This is a genomic window from Streptomyces beihaiensis, assembly GCF_026274175.1.
Lineage (GTDB): Bacteria > Actinomycetota > Actinomycetes > Streptomycetales > Streptomycetaceae > Streptomyces > Streptomyces beihaiensis.
Genome location: NZ_JAPHNL010000113.1, coordinates 19,065 through 37,557, shown reverse-complemented (window position 1 = coordinate 37,557; position 18,493 = coordinate 19,065). Strand labels below are relative to the sequence as shown.

At 71.8% G+C, this 18,493-nt stretch carries 13 protein-coding genes; 3 read left to right on the top strand and 10 right to left on the bottom strand.

The genetic code is table 11. The annotated features are described in order from the left end of the window. Window positions 1-94: 94 nt before the first annotated feature. The 10 genes from OFY01_RS12855 to rsmI all read right to left on the bottom strand — a co-directional run bounded on the left by OFY01_RS12855 (window position 95) and on the right by rsmI (window position 12,743). On the bottom strand, window positions 95-805 hold the full coding sequence (locus OFY01_RS12855) for a helix-turn-helix transcriptional regulator (protein ID WP_266599375.1): 711 nt from the start codon (window positions 803-805) through the stop codon (window positions 95-97). A gap of 126 nt (window positions 806-931) precedes the next feature. Next, window positions 932-2,851, bottom strand: a complete 1,920-nt coding sequence (locus tag OFY01_RS12850) for an outer membrane protein assembly factor BamB family protein (RefSeq protein ID WP_266599374.1) — start codon at window positions 2,849-2,851, stop codon at window positions 932-934. A gap of 75 nt (window positions 2,852-2,926) precedes the next feature. Continuing rightward, complete coding sequence (locus OFY01_RS12845) at window positions 2,927-4,687, bottom strand: outer membrane protein assembly factor BamB family protein (RefSeq protein WP_266599373.1); 1,761 nt, start codon at window positions 4,685-4,687, stop codon at window positions 2,927-2,929. A 212-nt stretch (window positions 4,688-4,899) separates the two neighbouring features. After that, window positions 4,900-6,753 (bottom strand): ABC-F family ATP-binding cassette domain-containing protein, encoded by a 1,854-nt coding sequence (locus OFY01_RS12840; RefSeq protein WP_266599371.1) that lies wholly within the window; start codon window positions 6,751-6,753, stop codon window positions 4,900-4,902. Between the two features lie 160 nt (window positions 6,754-6,913). Then, the gene (locus OFY01_RS12835) at window positions 6,914-7,813 is read right to left on the bottom strand and encodes a 4-(cytidine 5'-diphospho)-2-C-methyl-D-erythritol kinase (RefSeq protein WP_266599369.1); all 900 of its coding nucleotides are present in this window, start codon (window positions 7,811-7,813) and stop codon (window positions 6,914-6,916) included. Next, window positions 7,810-8,685, bottom strand: coding sequence for a 16S rRNA (adenine(1518)-N(6)/adenine(1519)-N(6))-dimethyltransferase RsmA (rsmA, locus tag OFY01_RS12830; RefSeq protein WP_266599367.1), 876 nt, complete (start codon window positions 8,683-8,685; stop codon window positions 7,810-7,812). Before rsmA ends, OFY01_RS12835 begins: the two co-directional genes overlap by 4 nt. A gap of 185 nt (window positions 8,686-8,870) precedes the next feature. After that, a complete protein-coding gene (locus tag OFY01_RS12825; RefSeq protein WP_407700333.1) occupies window positions 8,871-10,145 on the bottom strand; it encodes a ubiquitin-like domain-containing protein in 1,275 nt (424 codons plus the stop codon). Between the two features lie 72 nt (window positions 10,146-10,217). Beyond that, window positions 10,218-11,153, bottom strand: a complete 936-nt coding sequence (locus tag OFY01_RS12820) for a TatD family hydrolase (RefSeq protein WP_266599366.1) — start codon at window positions 11,151-11,153, stop codon at window positions 10,218-10,220. A gap of 21 nt (window positions 11,154-11,174) precedes the next feature. Beyond that, complete coding sequence (locus tag OFY01_RS12815) at window positions 11,175-11,699, bottom strand: hypothetical protein (RefSeq protein ID WP_266599364.1); 525 nt, start codon at window positions 11,697-11,699, stop codon at window positions 11,175-11,177. A 201-nt stretch (window positions 11,700-11,900) separates the two neighbouring features. After that, on the bottom strand, window positions 11,901-12,743 hold the full coding sequence (gene rsmI / locus OFY01_RS12810) for a 16S rRNA (cytidine(1402)-2'-O)-methyltransferase (protein ID WP_266599432.1): 843 nt from the start codon (window positions 12,741-12,743) through the stop codon (window positions 11,901-11,903). A gap of 194 nt (window positions 12,744-12,937) precedes the next feature. Between rsmI and OFY01_RS12805 the strand changes: the two genes are divergently transcribed. The 3 genes from OFY01_RS12805 (at window position 12,938) to OFY01_RS12795 (ending at window position 18,457) form a co-directional block, all read left to right on the top strand. Then, entirely contained in the window at window positions 12,938-14,707 is a 1,770-nt protein-coding gene (locus tag OFY01_RS12805; RefSeq protein WP_407700332.1) for a dolichyl-phosphate-mannose--protein mannosyltransferase, read from the top strand. A gap of 126 nt (window positions 14,708-14,833) precedes the next feature. After that, complete coding sequence (locus OFY01_RS12800; RefSeq protein ID WP_266599362.1) at window positions 14,834-16,483, top strand: penicillin-binding transpeptidase domain-containing protein; 1,650 nt, start codon at window positions 14,834-14,836, stop codon at window positions 16,481-16,483. Between the two features lie 216 nt (window positions 16,484-16,699). Beyond that, window positions 16,700-18,457: a penicillin-binding transpeptidase domain-containing protein gene (locus OFY01_RS12795; protein ID WP_266599360.1), complete on the top strand. Its 1,758-nt coding sequence runs from the start codon at window positions 16,700-16,702 to the stop codon at window positions 18,455-18,457. The last annotated feature ends 36 nt before the right edge of the window (window positions 18,458-18,493 follow it).

Genomic DNA, 18,493 nt, shown 5'->3' with positions numbered 1-18,493 from the left:
CACCTGCATCTCCCCACAGGAAGTGGGGCGTCTTTCCTTGGACCACCAACGCATTGCCGTCCACCGCTTCTCGCGGCGTCCGGTACATGATCGACTATAGCCCAGGAGCCTGTTCGTGCGAAAGCCGCGTGAGCCGGGCGACCGGCGCGGCCTGGTCGAGGAGGCCCGTGCGGGCGGCGAGCGCCGCCGCTTCGAGACGTGAGCCGACGCCGAGCTTCATCAGGACCCGCTGCACGTGCGTACGGGCCGTGCTCGGCGCGATCCCCATGCCCGCCGCGATCAGACGGGTGTCCTCGCCCTCCGCGACCCGGACGAGGACCTCCACCTCGCGCGGCGTCAGCATCTCCAGGAGCCGGCGCCCCTCGTCGTCCGGCTCGGCGGCCGGGTCGAGCAGTTCGGCGAACGCGCCCTGGAGCAGACCGGGAGCGACCGCCGTCTCCCCGGCCCGCGCCTTCGTCATGGCGCGCTCGACGCCCTCGATGCGCTCGTCATGGCGTACGTACCCGGACGCGCCCGCGGCGAACGCGGCGGCGATGCCGCGCGGCGACGGGACGGGCCCGAGCACCACGACCGCCACCTGCGGGCGCTCCCGCTTGATCCGGGCCACCGGGTCGAAGGCGCCCGGTTCGGCCGGGGTCGCGGTGCCGAGCAGACACACCTCGGGGGCGCGGGCGATGACCAGCTCGGCCGCGCCCGCGGCGGGCGCGGCCGCGGCGAGCACGCGGTGACCGCGCAGCTTCAGGGCCGAGGCGAGCGCCTCGGCGAGCAGCCGGTGGTCGTCGACCACCGTGAGCCGCACTCCCATCGAACCAACTCCCCCGACCCGTCCGGCCCCGCGGCCGTCGTCACGTCATCTCCCGGAAGTTACACGCTTGTCCGACATCGCGCGCCCCTACCGGCGAGAAGCGGCCCGCAATGCCGACTTCGCCGACTACTGGTTGGTCGTGAAGCCGAGGGCCGTGTACTCCTTCTCGTCGGCCGTGTACGGCTGGCTGATCAGCTTCTTGCCGAAGAAGAGCCGCCCGCCCGAGTACAGGATCTCGGAGGAGTCCGGCACCATGCCGCTGATCGCGTCGCGCACGGTCTCCGTGGCGGGTGTCTCCAGGAGCACGGTCTGCTTCGACGACTTGGGGTCGATCGTGACGATCTGCGAGCCCTTGTTGTACGGCCCGTCCTTGTACGCCAGGATGTTGCCGCCGTCCATGCGGACGGGGAACACCCGGTAGCCGTCGCCGCTGTCGAAGCGGTCGGAGGTCTGCTTGCCGTCGGCCAGCCCCCACGACACGATCTCGTTGATCTGGTCGCTGCCCGCGCCGGCGTGCTGCTGACTGCCCAGGTACAGGCGGTCGTTGCCGACGGCGACGCCCTTGCAGCCGTGCACCTCGCCGACCTCGCAGTTGAGGTCGTACTTGTCCGGGTCGAGGGAGATCCGGGCGCGCATCTTGCCGGTGTCGTCGAGCGAGAACACGTCCTTGTACCTGACCGACTCACCGACCGCGATGCCGAAGACGACCGGCTTGGTGGACAGGACCGAGAGCAGGTTGACCTTCGCGGGAACCTTGTACGACCACTTGGGCTTGCCGGAGGCCGGGTCCAGGGCCTGGACCTCGTACGTCCCGCTGTCGTACGCGCCGCACCTGCGGACGGCGACCAGCTGGTCGCCGCCGCGGTAGCCGACGTCCTCGCAGTCGCCCTGCTGCGGCTTCCACAACGACTTGCCGGAGGTCAGCTCGAAGGCGGCGCCGCCCTCGCTGCCGCCGCCCACCGCGAGGGTGTTGCCGGTGATCGACAGTTCTTTGAACCGGAGCTTCTGGCCGGAGATCTTCACGCTGTCGGACCACACCCGTTTGCCCGTGTTCACGTTGAAGACCGTGATCTCGGTGCAGGGGAAGTAGTCCTTGTCCTTCTTGCGCACACCGTCCTCGGAGAGCACGGCGGTGAGACCGTCCTTGGTCACCTGGGGCGCGGCGCCGCAGGTCTGGCCCGGGAGCGGAAGCGTCCACTTCTTGGTGCCGGAGTCCGGGTCGTAGCCGACGAGTTGACCGAGCGCCGGCTTGACGTACGTCGAGTCCGTCAGCCAGGAGCCCGCGACGCTCCACACGGCGTCCTTGGCGACCTTCGGTGAGGCCAGCTGGAAGGCGATCTTGGCGGAGGTGTTGGCGGGGACCTTCTCCAGGCTGCCGCCGCCCGAACCGCCCTGGCCGTTCTGGCCCTTGCCGCCCGTGCCCTTGCCACCGTCCTTGCCGTCGGCGGAGTTCTTCGTGTCGTCCTTGCCGCTGTCGGAGGACTTGGCGTACATGATGCCGCCGCCGACGATCAGGGCGATCACCACGACGGCCGCGGTGATGATCCAGGTGATCGGCGAGACCTTCTTGCCGCCGCCGCTGCCGTCACCGCCGCCGGGCTGCATGGGCGCCGTGGGCGGCTGCGGGTAGCCGTACTGCTGCCGGCCGTAGGGCTGTTGCCCGTACTGCGGCTGGCCGTACTGGGGCTGGCCGTACGGCTGCTGGGGCTGCGGGGCGGGCGGCTGCTGAGCCGGGTAGCCGTACCCCGGGCCCGGCGCGGGCGGCGTCTGCGGGGCGGCCTGCGGGTAGCCGTACGCGGGCGGGGCGGCGGGGGCGGACGGGGCGCCGAAGCCGCCCGGCGGGGGCGGGGTGGGCGCGCCGAAGCCGCCACCTGCGGGCGGGGCGGGCGGCGCGCCGGGGGGCGGGGGCGCGTCCTGCGGCTGCGGCTCCTGGTCCTGCGGCTGCGGGGCGCGGTCCTGCGGCTCCGGCTGCTTGCGCAGCGGGTCCTGCGGCGGGCGGGGCGGTTCGTTCGGCGGCTGCTGCGGCTGCTGGGGCGGCTGCGTCATGGCGTGGTTACCTCGGTACCTGTGCCTGGTGGCGTGGTGTCGGTGGGGGACGGTGAGAGCGGTGGCGGTGAGAGATCAGTTGCCGTAGGCGAGCATGAGCTTCTGCGGGCCCTTGGTGTCGCCGTTCAGGGTGAGTGCGGAGAGGTAGAACCGCCCGCCGACGTACTGGATGTCCTTCGAGTAGAAGCCGCTCTCGACCTGTGCCGCTCCCCTGGGGTTCTGCAACAGCGTCTTGGGCGTGTGCGAGCCGGAGACCGGGATCGACACGACGCGGCCGGGGTCGCCCCCGAACGATGCCTCCATGTACGCGATGACGGCGCCGCCCCGCGTCGTCAGCGGCCGCAGCGGCTGGTCCGCCGGGGACTTGGCGCGCCAGCGCTCCTTGCCGCTGGCGAGGCTGATCGCGACGACGTCGTTGGCGCCGTCGGTCTTGCCCTTGGTCGGCATGTACAGCGTGCCGGAGTCGACGACGACTCCCTGACAGCCGTTCAGGTCCGTGTCCATGAAGTCGAAGTCGGAGCCGCCGCAGCTCGTGTCCAGGTTCTTGACGGAGGAGCTCACCTCGGACATGACCGCTGAACTGCCCTCCTTGTAGGAGGCGATGTTGAACGTCTTCTTGTCCTCGTTGGTGGCGTAGACGACGAGCGGCGTGGAGGAGTAGACGTTCGAGACCGACCAGCCCTTGGGGTACTTGCGCGTCCACATCGCCTTGCCCGTCTCCGGGTTGAGCCGGCGCAGTTCCTCGTGGGTGTTGTCGCCGCCCGCGCCGCAGGAGGCGACGGAGATCAGCTTGTGGGCGTCGCCCGTGTACGCCTTGGGGAAGCAGTCGTTGCCGTACTGCTGGACCACGAACTTCTTCTTCCCGGTCCTGGCGTCGAGGCCGAGGCCGGACTGCTCGCGGCCGACGACGAGGGTGTCGCCGCCGACGTAGGTGAGGCCGACGCTGGTGCCCGTGCCGTCGAAGTAGTCGTCCGGGCTCTCCCGCTCGGGGATCTTCTCGAACCAGCCCTTCTTGCCGGTGGCGAGGTCGACTTCCTGGAGCTGGTTGCAGTTGGCGCGCTCGGAGGTACCGCTCATGTAGGCCACGGCGATCTTGCCGTCGGCCGACGGGGTCCTGGTGACCGCGCAGATCTTCTGCGGGAACTTGATCGCGGGCCAGGCGACCTTGCCGTCCGCGACGTCGTACGCGAGGAGTTCCTTGTACGCGGCCTTCACCGCGACCTCGCCGGTGATCCACATGCCGGGCGCCTGGGCGCCGTCGCCGGGGACCTTGGGGGCCATCTTGTACCAGAGGACCTTCGCCTCGCCGCTTCGGCGGCCCGCGTTGAGGTCGTCCGTGCCCGCGCGGCCGTCGCCCTGGCCGTCGCCCGGGTTGACCGGGACGGAGGCGGAGGTGGACGGCTCGGGGCTCTTGCCGTTCTTGCCGTCGTGCGCGGTGTCCTTCTTGTCGCCGCCGCCGACCACGGCGTAGACGACGCCGCCCGCGACGAGCAGCAGAGCGAGAGCGCCCGCGGCGATGGCCCACGTCTTGCCCTTGACGCCGCCGGGGCCGCCACCGGGGCCGCCGGGCGCGGGAGGGCCGGGGTACGGGGGCTGCTGCGGGCCCGGGTAGCCGTAACCGGGCCGGGGCGGCTCGCCGTACGGGCCCGGCTGCGGGTAGCCGTACGGGCCGCCGGGCTGCGGCGGTTGTTGCGGGTAGCCGTAACCGGGGGCCGGAGGGACTCCCGGCGGGGGCGGGGGCGGCGGCGTCTGCGGGCCCTGGCCCTGCGGGTCCCGTGGGTCCTGTGGTGGTGGTCCGAAACCGCCGGACGGCGGCTGGCTGGGCGGCTGAGTCATCAGCGCTCCCCCCTCGTTCTGCTGATGTACCTACCGGCTCGCCCGATGATTTCCGGCCGCTCGCGGGGCGTTCCCCCCAGGGCGTCCACGGGGCTCTCTCAGGCTCCCCTCGGCCGCCCTTTCTATCACCCCGCGCCGACATCGCCCGGCCAGGCCGCACACCTGTACCCAACGGCGGACCGGCCTGTGATGCGTCCGTTACGCGGCGGCCGTCACGCGTCGTCGGCCAGTTCCAGCCAGCGCATCTCCAGTTCCTCGCGCTCGGTGACGAGCGCGCGCAGCTGGGCGTCGAGATCGGCCACCTTGGTGAAGTCGGTGGCGTTCTCGGCGATCTGCTTGTGGAGCGTGGCCTCCTTGTCGGAGATCCGGTCCATCTGCCGCTCCAGCTTCTGCAGTTCCTTCTTGGCGGCGCGCGCCTCGGCGGCCGAAGGACCGGACTTGGCCTCGGCGGCCTGGGCCGAGGCCGTGGCGGCGGCCGCCGGGGCCTGGGTGGCGGCCGCGGCGTCGATCATCCGCTGCCTGCGCTCCAGGTACTCGTCGATGCCGCGCGGCAGCATCCGCAGGGTGCCGTCTCCCATCAGCGCGTACGTGACGTCGGTGGTGCGCTCGACGAAGAAGCGGTCGTGGGAGATGACCACGAGGGAGCCGGGCCACCCGTCGAGCAGGTCCTCGAGCTGGGTGAGGGTCTCGATGTCGAGGTCGTTGGTGGGCTCGTCGAGGAAGAGGACGTTCGGCTCGTCCATGAGCAGGCGAAGCATCTGGAGGCGGCGCCGTTCACCACCGGACAGGTCGCCGACGGGAGTCCACTGCTTCTCCTTGCCGAAGCCGAACTGCTCGCACAGCTGCCCCGCCGTCATCTCACGGCCCTTGCCGAGGTCGACACGGTCGCGCACCTGCTGCACGGCCTCCAGGACGCGGAGCGCGGGCGGCAGTTCGGCGACGTCCTGCGACAGGTAGGCGAGCCGGACGGTCTTGCCGACGACGACGCGCCCGGCGGCCGGCTGGACGTCGCCGTCGCTGGTGGCGGCGTCGGCGAGGGCGCGCAGCAGGGACGTCTTGCCCGCGCCGTTGACACCGACCAGGCCGACCCGGTCGCCGGGCCCGAGCTGCCAGGTGACGTGCTGGAGGAGGACCCGCGGCGGAGCCTGCGCTGCGCGCTGCGGCCCCACGGTGACGGTCACGTCCTCGAGGTCGAACACGGTCTTGCCGAGCCGGGCGTTCGCGAACTTCATCAGCTCGCTCTTGTCGCGCGGCGGCGGCACGTCCTCGATCAGGGCGTTGGCCGCCTCGATGCGGAAGCGCGGCTTGGAGGTGCGGGCGGGCGCGCCGCGGCGCAGCCAGGCCAGCTCCTTGCGGACGAGGTTCTTGCGCTTGGCTTCCTCGGTCGCGGCGATCCGTTCGCGCTCCGCGCGCGCGAACACGTAGTCCGAGTAACCGCCCTCGTACTCGTACACCGTGCCGCGCTGCACGTCCCACATGCGGGTGCACACCTGGTCGAGGAACCAGCGGTCGTGGGTGACGCAGACGAGCGCGGAGCGGCGGGCCCGCAGGTGGCCCGCGAGCCACGAGATGCCCTCGACGTCGAGGTGGTTCGTGGGCTCGTCGAGGACGATCAGGTCCTGCTCGACGATGAGCAGCTTGGCGAGGGCGATACGGCGCCGTTCGCCGCCGGAGAGGGGGCCGATGACGGTGTCCAGGCCCTGCGGGAAACCGGGCAGGTCGAGCCCGCCGAACAGGCCGGTCAGCACGTCACGGATCTTGGCGCTGCCCGCCCACTCGTGATCGGCGAGGTCACCGATGACCTCGTGGCGGATCGTGGCGGCCGGGTCGAGCGAGTCGTGCTGTGTGAGCACGCCCAGACGCAGGCCGCCGCTGTGCGTGACGCGGCCGGTGTCGGCCTCCTCCAGCTTGGCGAGCATCCGGATGAGGGTGGTCTTGCCGTCGCCGTTGCGCCCGACCACGCCGATCCGGTCACCTTCCGATACGCCGAGGGAGACGCCGTCGAGCAGGGCACGGGTGCCGTAGACCTTCGAGACGTTCTCGACGTTGACCAGATTGACTGCCATTTCGCTCCTGCGCAGGGGGTTCGACCGGCCTCAAGCGTAGGGCCTGTGGGGTGAAGGGCGGGGCGCGAGGGGGTGGTCACTCTTTGTGGTCACGTGACCTGACCGCCATCGACGAGCTCTGGGCCCCGCTCCCGCCCCGGCCGCCTCGCCGGCCCACCGTTCAGACCACGGTCGCCCCCGGCACCGGGCCCGCGGCCACCCGTACCGCGCGGCACGTGCCGGACGCGCGCAGCGCGTCGGCGACGTTCTCGGCGGACGCGGCGTCGGCGGCGAGGAAGGCCGTGGTCGGGCCGGAGCCGGAGACCAGGGCCGCCAGGGCGCCCGCGGCCGTGCCCGCGGCGAGGGTGTCCTTCAGGGCCGGGAAGAGGGAGAGCGCGGCGGGCTGGAGGTCGTTGGTGACCGTCGCGGCGAGGGTGTGCACGTCGCCGGTGCGCAGCGCGTCGAGCAGGGCCGGGGAGGCGGCCGGGGCGGGGGCGTGCGGGCTGAGGCGGTCGAACTCGCGGTAGACGGCCGGGGTCGACAGGCCGCCGTCGGCGAGCGCGAAGACCCACCAGAACTGGCCGCCGACGTCGAGGGGTACGAGTTTCTCGCCGCGGCCCGTACCGAGGGCCGCGCCGCCGACCAGGCTGAACGGGACGTCGCTGCCCAACTCGGCGCAGATGTCGAGGAGTTCGTCGCGCGAGGCGTGCGTGCCCCACAGGGCGTCGCAGGCCACGAGGGCGGCGGCCGCGTCCGCCGAGCCGCCCGCCATGCCGCCCGCCACGGGGATGTCCTTGGCGATGTGGATGCGCACGTCGGGCTCGATGCCGTGGCGGCGGCCCAGCTCGGTCGCGGCGCGGGCGGCGAGGTTCGTACGGTCCAGGGGAACCTCAGGCAGGGGGTCGTCGCCGGGTCCGGTGCAGGTCAGGGCGAGGGCCGGGGCCCGCTCGACGGTCACCTCGTCGTAGAGGCCCACGGCGAGGAAGACGTTGGCCAGGTCGTGGAAGCCGTCGGGGCGGGCGGCGCCCACGGCGAGCTGGACGTTGACCTTGGCCGGGACACGGACGGTTACCGGTTTCACTTCTGCTTGGCCTCCGCGATGCGGGCGAACTCGTGGACCGTCAGGGCCTCGCCGCGCGCCTGCGGGGAGACGCCCGCGGCGACGAGGGCTTCCTCGGCGGCCTGCGCCGAGCCCGCCCAGCCGGCGAGCGCGGCGCGCAACGTCTTGCGGCGCTGGGCGAAGGCGGCGTCGACCACGGCGAAGACCTGCTGCTTGGTGGCCGTGGTGGGGATCGGCTCGGTGCGGCGGGTGAGGGCGACCAGGCCGCTGTCGACGTTCGGGGCGGGCCAGAAGACGTTGCGGCCGATGGAGCCCGCGCGCTTGACGTGCGCGTACCAGTTGGCCTTCACGGACGGGACGCCGTAGACCTTCGAGCCGGGCTGGGCGGCGAGGCGGTCGGCGACCTCCGCCTGGACCATGACCAGGGTGCGCTCGATGGTCGGGAAGGTGTCGAGCATGTGGAGCAGGACGGGGACCGCGACGTTGTACGGGAGGTTGGCGACCAGGGCGGTCGGGGCCGGGCCGGGGAGTTCGGTGACCTGCATGGCGTCCGTGTTGACCAGGTCGAAGGCGTCCTTCTTGGCCGGGACGCGGGCCGCGATGGTGGTGGGGAGCGCGGCGGCGAGGGCGTCGTCGATCTCGACGGCGGTGACGTGATGGGCCGTTTCGAGCAGCGCGAGGGTGAGGGAGCCGAGCCCCGGGCCCACCTCCACGACGTTGTCGTCCTCGGTGACCTCCGCCGTGCGGACGATGCGGCGGACGGTGTTGGCGTCGATGACGAAGTTCTGGCCGCGTTGTTTGGTGGGGCGGATGTTGAGTGCGGCGGCCAGTTCGCGGATGTCCGCGGCGCCGAGGAGGGGGCCGGTCGGGCCCTGGGGTTCTGTGCTGCTCACCCGTCACAGGGTAGCCGCGCCGGTGACGGGGGCCGTCCGTGCGGCGCGGCCACCACCGGCACCCCGCGGGGTGGAGGCCGACCGCGCTTGCGGGGCCGGCCATGCAGGCGGAGCCGGCCATGCAGGCGGAGCCGGCCATCCACGCGAAGCCCCCCCCACGCGGAGCCGCCCCTCCCTCCCCGGAATCAGCCGTGCAGGCGGGGGCCGCAGTGGGGCCAGGGGCTTGTGCCCCGGCGGACGTAGAGTTTCTTCGCCCGGTAGGTCTGCTCGGCCGGCGGGGCGTCCTGGGGGCTTCCGGAGCCGCCGAGGCTGTGCCATGTGTGGGCGTCGAACTGGTAGAGGCCCCCGTACGTGCCGGTCGCGTCCGTCGCGTGCGGGCGGCCGCCCGACTCGCAGTGGGCGAGCGCGGACCAGTTGAGCGAGTCCGCCCCGGCCACGGACGTGGGCAGCGGCTTCGTGCCGACCCTGACCTTCTGGATGCGCGGCTCGCGCACGACGTCGGAATCGATCAGGCGCGGCTTCTGCTTGACGCCGTTGACCGTGCGCAGCTCGTACGTGACCCGCCGCGTGCCCGGCTCGCCGGCCTGGTCCACGACCTCGGTGCCCCGGAAGAGGTCCGGGTCCTCGCTGCGCTCGGTGGCGAACGGGATCGGCTCGTCCCGTGTCTCGCGCGACCCGGTGACCCGCAGCACCGTGATCGTCTGCCCGTCGCGGGGGAAGCTGTCCGGCGCCACGGACGTCGTGTCCTGGCCGTGCAGCGTGACACCGGCCTCGTCCACGGCCTCCCGCACGGTCGCCGCGTTCGTGCGGAGCCTGCGCCGGTGCCCGTCGGCCATGACGGTGACGCTGCGCTCGGTGCGTACGTCCAGGTCGAGGCCGTGGCGCGCGATGCGCCGCGAGCGGGACGTGGAGACGTACGCGCCCTCCGCGCGCACCCCGAGCTGGCGCAGCGCCCCGGCGACCGTGCGCGCGGTCGTCCACACCTCGCGGCGCTCGCCGTCGAGGGTGAGGCGGACGGGCCGCCCGTAGCGGACGGCGACGTCGTCGCCGCTGGCCAGGGCGGAGCCGGGGGCGGGGGCGACGACGTCGTGGGCGTTCACGTCGATGCCCTCGTCGGCGAGGAGTTCGCTGACGTCGTCGGCGAAGGTGTGCAGGGTGCGTTCCTTGCCGTCGACGGTGAGGTGGATCGCCTTGTCGTTGGCGACGAACGCGGACGTGCCGCCCGCGATGAACGCCACCACCAACGCCTGCGGGACCAGTCTGCGCAGCGTCTCGGGCCGCTGCTCGGCCTTCCTGCGGCGGGCGGCGCGACGGGTGGCGGCCCGTCCGCTGCCGCTCTCGTACGGCGTGTTGCTCACGACTACGCTCCGGCGCTCCAGGGTCCGCCCCCGGCCGGGGCGGGTCGGCGAGCAGAACCTAGCGGAGCGGCCGTCACTCTCCAAAGCGAGCCGGACACGCAGTGTCGCGAGCGTGTCGGCGCTCGCACGGATCGTCCGGTTCACCCGGTTCCTCCGGGTGGCTGCCGTGACGTTTCAGTAATCGAACGCGCGCGCGGTGTTGGCCGCGACCGACGTCGCGAGGGCTTCCTCGGTGACGCCCTTCACCTCCGCCATGGCGCGCAGCGTGACCGGAATGAGATACGACGCGTTGGGCCGTCCGCGGTACGGCGCCGGGGTGAGGAACGGCGCGTCCGTCTCGACCAGGACCAGCTCCGCCGGCGCCACGGCGAGCGCGTCCCGCAGGGGTTGGGCGTTCTTGAAGGTGACGTTGCCCGCGAACGACATGAAGTAGCCGTGCCGCGCGCAGACCGCGGCCATGTCCGCGTCGCCGGAGTAGCAGTGGAAGACGGTCCGCTCGGGCGCGCCTTCCTCCTTCAGGACGCGCAGCACGTCCTCGTGGGCCTCGCGGTCGTGGATGACCAGCGCCTTGCCGTGCCGTTTGGCGATCTCGACGTGGGCGCGGAAGGAGCGCTCCTGGGCGGCCTTGCCCCCGGGGCCCGTACGGAAGTAGTCGAGGCCGGTCTCGCCGACCCCCTTGACGTGCGGCAGCGCCGCGAGCCGGTCGATCTCGGCGAGCGCCTCGTCCAGGCCCGCGTCACCGAGCGGCTCCCTGGCCCCCTGCCGGGACCGGCCGCCCGCCCGTCTCCCACCACCGCCCTCGACCGAGGCCCCTTCGGGGCCGCCCCTTTCCATCCGGTCCCCGTGCACGATGCGCGGCGCCTCATTGGGGTGCAGGGCCACGGTCGCGTGCACGCGCGCGTGCCGCTCGGCCAGGTCGGCGGCCCAGCGCGAACCCTTCAGGTCGCAGCCGACCTGCACCACGGTCGTCACGCCCACCGACGCCGCCTTGGCGAGGCCCTCCTCCACGGTGGCCGCCTGCATGTCCAGGTGGGTGTGCGAGTCGGCGACCTCCACCGTGAGCGGTGCGGGCGGCGGGGGCGGGGTGACGTCCTTCGTACTGGGGCTCATGCCCCGATCCTACGAACCCGCTCAGTCGGTCTTTCCGGCCCGGCCCGGCCGGCCGGACCGGGCGGGCTGCCCGGACTCGTGGTGGCCGAAGAGGTGCAGCAGGTCGGACAGGTGCCAGTGGTGGCGCTCGGGGTGGTCCTCGCCCGAGTCCTGTCCTGGCACCTCCCGCGATGCGGGCGCCGACGTCGACGCGTTGTGCCGCTTCGCGTGGTGGTGGTTCTCCAGCGCGCGCAGCGTGGTGGAGACGCGGCCGGGGCGCATGATCCGTACGACATGGGAGCCACAGTTGGCGCAGGTGGGGCGGGAGAGCGGCGAGGGCACGCGATGCCCGTTCGCCACATAGATCACGAACTCCACACCGTCCCCGTCGACGTGGTGCTCGATCTCGTACGACTGCTCCCACCCGTGCCCGCACCGCATGCAGGCGAACGAATACGACTCGTGCGCGATGGATGTCGCGGCGCTGCGATCCGGTTCGAAGTGGGCGTCGGAGTGGGCGTCGGCGTCGGCACCGGTTGTCGTGTTGGGGGCTGCGAACTCGCTCATGCCAGCTCCATCCTCTTGTCCGCTGGACAAGCGCCGCCTTTCGGCAGCGTGGGGACGGGTGCGTCCCTTCAACCAGTGGACGCCTCCGCTGGGCCGAGCGCAAAAGCCCTGTCGACTATTGGAGCCGATTTGGCATTTACCTGCCGTAATGGGCCTCCGGCACGGTCTTCGCTTTGCATTCCAGGTTAGTACTTTGCCCGTCTATGGCGTGGGCCGAGCCGCGTTCTTTGCCGCCACGACGGCATCGAAGACCTGCCGCTTGGGCAGCCCCGCCTCGGCGGCGACGGCCGCGATGGCCTCCTTGCGCCGCTCCCCCGCCTCCTCGCGCACCCGCACCCTGCGCACCAGCTCCTCCGGGGTGATGTCGTCGGGTGCCTTGTCCGGCGCGCCTTCCACGACCACCGTGATCTCACCGCGCACACCGTCCGCCGCCCACGCGGCGAGTTCCTCCAGCGGCCCGCGCCTGACCTCCTCGTACGTCTTGGTCAGCTCCCGGCACACCGCGGCCCGCCGCTCGGCGCCGAACACCTGTGCCATCGCGGCGAGCGTGTCGTCGAGGCGGTGCGGCGCCTCGAAGTAGACGAGGGTGCGCCGCTCCTCGGCGACCTCCTTCAGGCGGCCGAGGCGCTCGCCCGCCTTGCGCGGCAGGAATCCCTCGAAGCAGAACCGGTCGACCGGGAGTCCGGACAGGGCGAGAGCGGTGAGCACCGCGGAGGGGCCCGGCACGGCGGTGACCCGGATGCCGTGCTCGACGGCGGCCGCGACGAGCCGGTAGCCGGGGTCGGAGACGGACGGCATGCCCGCGTCCGTCACGAGCAGCACACGCGCGCCGCCCTCCAGGGCCTCGACCAGCTCGGGCGTACGGGCCGACTCGTTGCCCTCGAAGTAGGAGACGACACGCCCGCCGACGTGCACCCCGAGCGCCTGCGCGAGCCGCTTCATGCGCCGGGTGTCCTCGGCGGCGACGACGTCGCAGGCGGCCAGCTCCTGGGCGAGCCGGGGCGGCGCGTCCGAGACAGCGCCGATGGGCGTCCCGGCGAGCACGAGCGTGCCGCCCGCTCCGGACGACGCGCCCCCGGCCCCGGAGGACGCGCCCTGCGCTCCGGACGACGCGCCGCCGGGTTCCGACGGCTGGGGAGAGGGGAGCGAGCTGGGAGATTCGAGGCTTCCTGTCACGGATCCATCCTCGCAGGGCCGGTCCACGGGACTCGCACAGCCGTGTTCCCTACGATGGCGCGGTGACCAGTACCGCGTCGTCGTCCCAGCCGACCCCGACCAGCGCCCGCCCAGGGCGGAATCCCGCGGGCGGGCGCCACCCGTCGTCGTGGCTGCGCGGCCTGCGCCGGTTCGGCTACCAGCCGCGGGACGACGGCGGCGGCGACGTCCGCTCCCGCCTCGCGCCGCCGTTCCCCGCCCCGGTGTCCCGTCTGTGGGCGGCGGCGGGCCTCGGCCGGTTCACCGGTGAGGGCGGCGCACGGCTCGTGGGCTGGGCGGGCCCGCTGCTCGTGACCCTGATGGCCGGGCTCATGCGGTTCTGGAATCTCGGCAGCCCGAAAGCCGTGATATTCGACGAGACGTATTACGCGAAGGACGCCTGGGGACTCATCCACCGCGGTTACGAGGTGAATTGGCCGAAGAACGCCAACGACCTCATTCTCGCGAAGAACGGCCACATCCCCATTCCGCACGACGCCTCCTACGTCGTGCATCCGCCGGTCGGCAAGTACGTCATCGGGATCGGCGAGACGCTGTTCGGCTTCAACCCGTTCGGCTGGCGGTTCATGACGGCCCTTCTGGGGACGCTGTGCGTGCTCATGGTGTGCCGGATCGGGCGGCGGATCTTCCGCTCGACGCTTCTGGGCTGCCTCGCGGGCGCGCTGCTCGCCGTGGACGGTCTGGCGTTCGTGATGAGCCGCACCTCGCTGCTCGACTCGGTCCTGGTCTTCTTCGTCGTCGCCGCGTTCGGCTGCCTGGTCGTGGACCGCGACCGGGCGCGCGAGAAGCTCGCCGCGGCGCTCCCGGTCGACGAGCACGGCCTGGCCCGCCCCGACGCCGACATCGCCGACCGGCTGCGTCTCGGGTGGCGCCCGTGGCGGCTGCTCGCCGGGCTCTGCGCCGGTCTGGCCGCCGCGACGAAGTGGAACGGCATCATCTACGTGGCCGCGTTCGCCGTCCTGACGGTCCTGTGGGACGTCGGCTCGCGGCGGGTGGCCGGGGCGCGGCAGCCGTATCTGAGCGTGCTCAAGCGCGACCTACTGCCCGCGTTCCTCTCCACGGTGCCGGTCGCGATCGTCACGTACCTGGTGTCCTGGCTCGGCTGGATCCTCTCGCCCGACGACGGCACCGGCGGCTACTTCCGCAACTGGGCGGTGACCGCGGGCAAGGGCAGCGGCTGGAGCTGGCTGCTGCCGGACTGGTGGCGCAGCCTGTGGCACTACGAGCACGAGGTGTGGCTGTTCAACACGAACCTCCACTCGCCGCACACCTACCAGTCCAACCCGTGGAGCTGGATCGTCGACGGCCGCCCGGTCTCGTACTTCTACGAGTCGCCCCCCGCGGGCAGCCAGGGCTGTCCGGCCGACACGGCGGGCAAGTGCGCCCGCGAGGTCCTCGCGCTCGGCACGCCCCTGCTGTGGTGGGCGGCGTGCTTCGCGATCGTGTTCGCGCTGTGGCGCTGGTTCTTCCGTCGCGACTGGCGGGCGGGCGCGATCCTGTGCGGCATCGCGGCCGGATACCTGCCCTGGTTCCACTACCAGGAGCGGACCATCTTCTACTTCTACGCGGTCGTCTTCGCGCCGTTCCTGTGTCTCGCCCTGGCGATGATGCTCGGCGCGATCATCGGGAAACCGGGATCGGGAGAGCGACGGCGGGTGGTCGGCGCGGCGGGCGCGGGTGTCCTGGTGCTGCTCATCGCGTGGAACTTCATCTATTTCTGGCCGATCTACACGGGCACCGCGATCCCGTACTCGGCGTGGCAATCAAGGATGTGGTTGGACTCGTGGATCTGAGAGCCGTTCTGTCCGGTTTTTGATCTCTGTTCGGACACTGTCGGACACATTCTTGAAAACGACCCCCGCAGCGCGCACACACCACGGTTACAGTCGCCTCGACCACAACCTGGGGAGGGGCGCGTCATGCGCAAGGGGGTAAAGACTGCCATTGTCGGCAGTGTGTTCACCGTCATGGTGGGGGGCGCGGGATACGGCGCTTTCAACATCATCAACGGCTTGTCGGGGAACGGTGGCTCGTCCGGTGCGGGGGCACCGGCCGTGCACCGCACCGGACCGCCGAGCAGCGACGAGGTCGAGAAGGCCGCGCACAAGTTCCTGACGGCCTGGGCGAAGAACGACCCGGACACGGCGGCCGTCTACACCAACTACCCCGGGGGCGCCCGTGACGCCCTCACCAGTTGGCACGACGACGCGCACGTCACGCGGACCGTCCTGACGGAGGGCACGCCCGCGGGCAACAAGGTCCCGTACAAGGTGAAGGCCACGGTGTCCTTCAAGGGGATGACCAAGACGATGTCGTACGACGCGTCGCTCAAGGTCGTCCGTGGCACGTCCACCGGGCGCGCCCTGGTCGACTGGTCGCCGACGGTGCTCCACCCCGACATGCTCAAGGGCGACACCCTGGTCACCGGCGAGGCGGCGACGCCGCCCATCGAGGCGGTGGACCGCAACGGCGTGGTGCTGACCAAGGACAAGTACCCCTCGCTCGGCCCGATCCTGGACACGCTGCGCAGCAGATACGGCGACAAGGCGGGCGGCACACCGGGCGTGGAGACCTACATCCAGCGCACCGCGAACGACGGTACGACGACCGAGAAGACGCTACTCACCCTCGCCGAGGGCAAGCCCGGCAAGCTGCGCACCACACTCAGCGCGACCGCGCAGGCGGCGGCCGAGAAGGCCGCGACCCGGTTCTCCAAGTCGGCCGTGGTGGCCGTCAAGGCGTCCACGGGTGAGGTGCTCGCGGTCGCCAACCACGGGTACGGCACCTGGAACGCGGCGTTCGAGGCGAAGCTGGCGCCGGGCTCCACGATGAAGATCATCACCGCGGCCGCCCTCATCGACCACGGCGTGACGACGGCGAACGGACCGGCGCCCTGTCCGCCGTACGTAGTCGTACGGAGCCAGACCTTCCACAACCTCACCGGCGAACAGCCCAACATGAACGCCACGCTGTCCAACGACTTCCAGCGCTCCTGCAACACCGGTTTCATCAAGCAGTTCTACAACCTCAAGCCGGCGGGCAGCGCGCTGGCGGACGAGGCGAAGAACCGGTTCGGCATCGGCAAGGACTGGCAGACCGGGATCGTCTCGACCGACGGTTCCGTGCCCGTCACCGGCGACTCGGACGACGGAGCGGCCTTCATCGGCCAGGGCAAGGTGACGATGAACCCGCTGAACATGGCCTCCGTGACGGCGACCGCGATCACCGGCACGTTCCGCCAGCCGGTCCTCGTCTCGCCCGAGCTGAGCGGCCGCCCGCGCGCCACCGCGCGGGGTCTTCCCGCCTCGACCGTCGCCCAGCTCAAGCAGATGATGCACGCCACCGCCACCTCGGCCATCGGCACCGCGACCCGCGCCATGGCCGGGATGCCCGGCAACGACTTCGGGGCGAAGACCGGTTCGGCGGAGGTCGGGGGCCAGGCGGCCTCCAACTCCTGGTTCACCGGCTACCACAACGACGTCACCGCGGCGGCGATGGTGCAGGCCGGCGGCCACGGCAACACCGCGGCCGGGCCGATCGTGGCGTCGGTGCTGCGCGCGGCGGGCTAGCCGGGCCGACGGGGGCCGACGGGGGCCGACGGGCAACAGGCAACGGACAGCAGGCAGCAGGCAGCAGCGGCACGTCTCACGCGACTGCTCGTGCCCACAAGCCCGTCCGCGTCGTTCTGTCTACGCGGGTACGGAGGCCCGGGGACGTGACTCACCGTTCCCCGGGCCCGGCACCACCCGTACCCTGAGCCCCTCAGACACCTCCGGAGGACACACGTGGGCAGCAGAGGCAGACGCCGTGCCGCGGCACGTCGCAACACGAACGCGCTGGTGATCGGTGGCGTCGCGGCCGCCGCGGTGATCGGTGTCGGCGTGGGCGCGTACGCCCTGATGGGCGGCTCCGACTCCGGTTCGGCCTCCGGGACCGGCTCGGCAGGCTCGTCGTCGGCGTCCGACGACAAGCCGAAGGTGAAGCAGGGCCCACCGTCCGCCACCGAGGTGCGCGCCGCCGCCGAGCGTTTCCTGACGGCGTGGCAGAGCGGCGACACCGCGAAGGCCGCCGCGCTCACGGACGACCCGAGCACCGCGCGGGCCGCGCTCACGGGCCTGGTGAAGGACGCGCACCTCACGGACGTGAAGCTCACGCCGGGGACGGGCAAGGGCGCGAGGGTCCCGTTCCACGTCACGTCCACGGTCGCGTACGAGGAGAAGAACGGGCAGAGCGACGGACAGAGCAACGCCGCAGGCGGCGGGAAGGCCGGCGGAAAGCTCACCGCGCCGTTCGCCTACGACTCCTCGCTCACGGCCGTGCGCCGCAAGAGCGACGGCAAGGTCCTGGTCGGCTGGAAGGCATCCGTCGTGTACCCGGGGCTGCGGGACGGCGACCGGCTCGTCACGGGCGAGGCGGGCACCCCACCGATCAAGGCCCTGGACCGCGCGGGCGGCGAGCTGACCACGGCCAAGTACCCGTCGATCGGCTCGGTCCTGGACGGCCTGCGCGAGAAGTACGGCAAGACGGCGGGCGGCACGGCCGGCGTGGAGCTGCGGATCGTCCGCAAGGAGTCCAAGGACAAGAACGCGCTGCCGGACAAGACCCTGCTCACCCTCTCCAAGGGCACTCCGGGCACCGTCCACACCACGCTGAGCCCGAGGCTGGAGGCCGCCGCGGAGAAGGAGGTCGCCCAGCAGAAGCGGGCCGCGGTGGTCGTGATCAGGCCGTCGACGGGTGAGATCCTCGCCGTGGCCAACTCGACCCCCGGCTTCAACGTCGCCTTCCAGGGCTCCCTCGCCCCCGGCTCCACGATGAAGATCATCACGTCGTCGATGCTGCTTGAGAAGAACCTGGCGGACGTCGACCGCAAGCACCCCTGCCCCAAGTACTTCACGTACGGGCACTGGAAGTTCCACAACGACAACAAGTTCGAGATCAAGAACGGCACGTTCAAGGCGAGCTTCGCCGCCTCCTGCAACACGGCCTTCATCAGCCAGGCCCCGAAGCTGCGCAACGACTCCCTCACCAAGCAGGCGCAGCAGGTCTTCGGTCTCGGCCTGAACAACTGGGCCATCGGCGTGCCCAGCTTCGACGGGTCCGTGCCGGTCCAGTCGCAGGCGCAGATGGCGGCGTCGCTGATCGGGCAGGGCGGGGTGCGGATGAACCCGCTCAACATGGCGTCGGTGGCGGCGACCGTGAAGAACGGCACGTTCCACCAGCCCTACCTGGTCTCGCCCGACGTCGACCACCGCACGCTCGCGACGGCCTCGCGCACGATGTCCGCGTCGACCGTGGCCAAGCTTCGGGAGCTGATGCACTACACGGCCATCGCGGGCACCGCGGTGCAGCCCATGTACGGGCTCGGCTCCGACATGGGCGCCAAGACCGGTTCGGCGGAGGTCGACGGCCAGGAGAAGCCGAACGGCTGGTTCACGGCGTACCGCGGCGACCTGGCCTCGGCGGCGGTCGTCCAGGCGGGCGGCCACGGCAACTCCTCGGCGGGGCCGATCGTACGGCAGATGCTTCTGACGGGGGCCGGCTGACGGGGTGACGCCGCTCCGGGGCATCCCCGAGTCGCC

Bases quoted from the DNA above. Each gene is read 5' to 3' on its own strand.
- OFY01_RS12815 (WP_266599364.1), bottom strand. From the start codon at position 11,699: ATGAGCGAGTTCGCAGCCCCCAACACGACAACCGGTGCCGACGCCGAC.
- OFY01_RS12855 (WP_266599375.1), bottom strand. From the start codon at position 805: ATGGGAGTGCGGCTCACGGTGGTCGACGACCACCGGCTGCTCGCCGAG.
- OFY01_RS12845 (WP_266599373.1), bottom strand. From the start codon at position 4,687: ATGACTCAGCCGCCCAGCCAGCCGCCGTCCGGCGGTTTCGGACCACCA.
- OFY01_RS12850 (WP_266599374.1), bottom strand. From the start codon at position 2,851: ATGACGCAGCCGCCCCAGCAGCCGCAGCAGCCGCCGAACGAACCGCCC.
- OFY01_RS12840 (WP_266599371.1), bottom strand. From the start codon at position 6,753: ATGGCAGTCAATCTGGTCAACGTCGAGAACGTCTCGAAGGTCTACGGC.
- OFY01_RS12800 (WP_266599362.1), top strand. From the start codon at position 14,834: ATGCGCAAGGGGGTAAAGACTGCCATTGTCGGCAGTGTGTTCACCGTC.
- OFY01_RS12820 (WP_266599366.1), bottom strand. From the start codon at position 11,153: ATGAGCCCCAGTACGAAGGACGTCACCCCGCCCCCGCCGCCCGCACCG.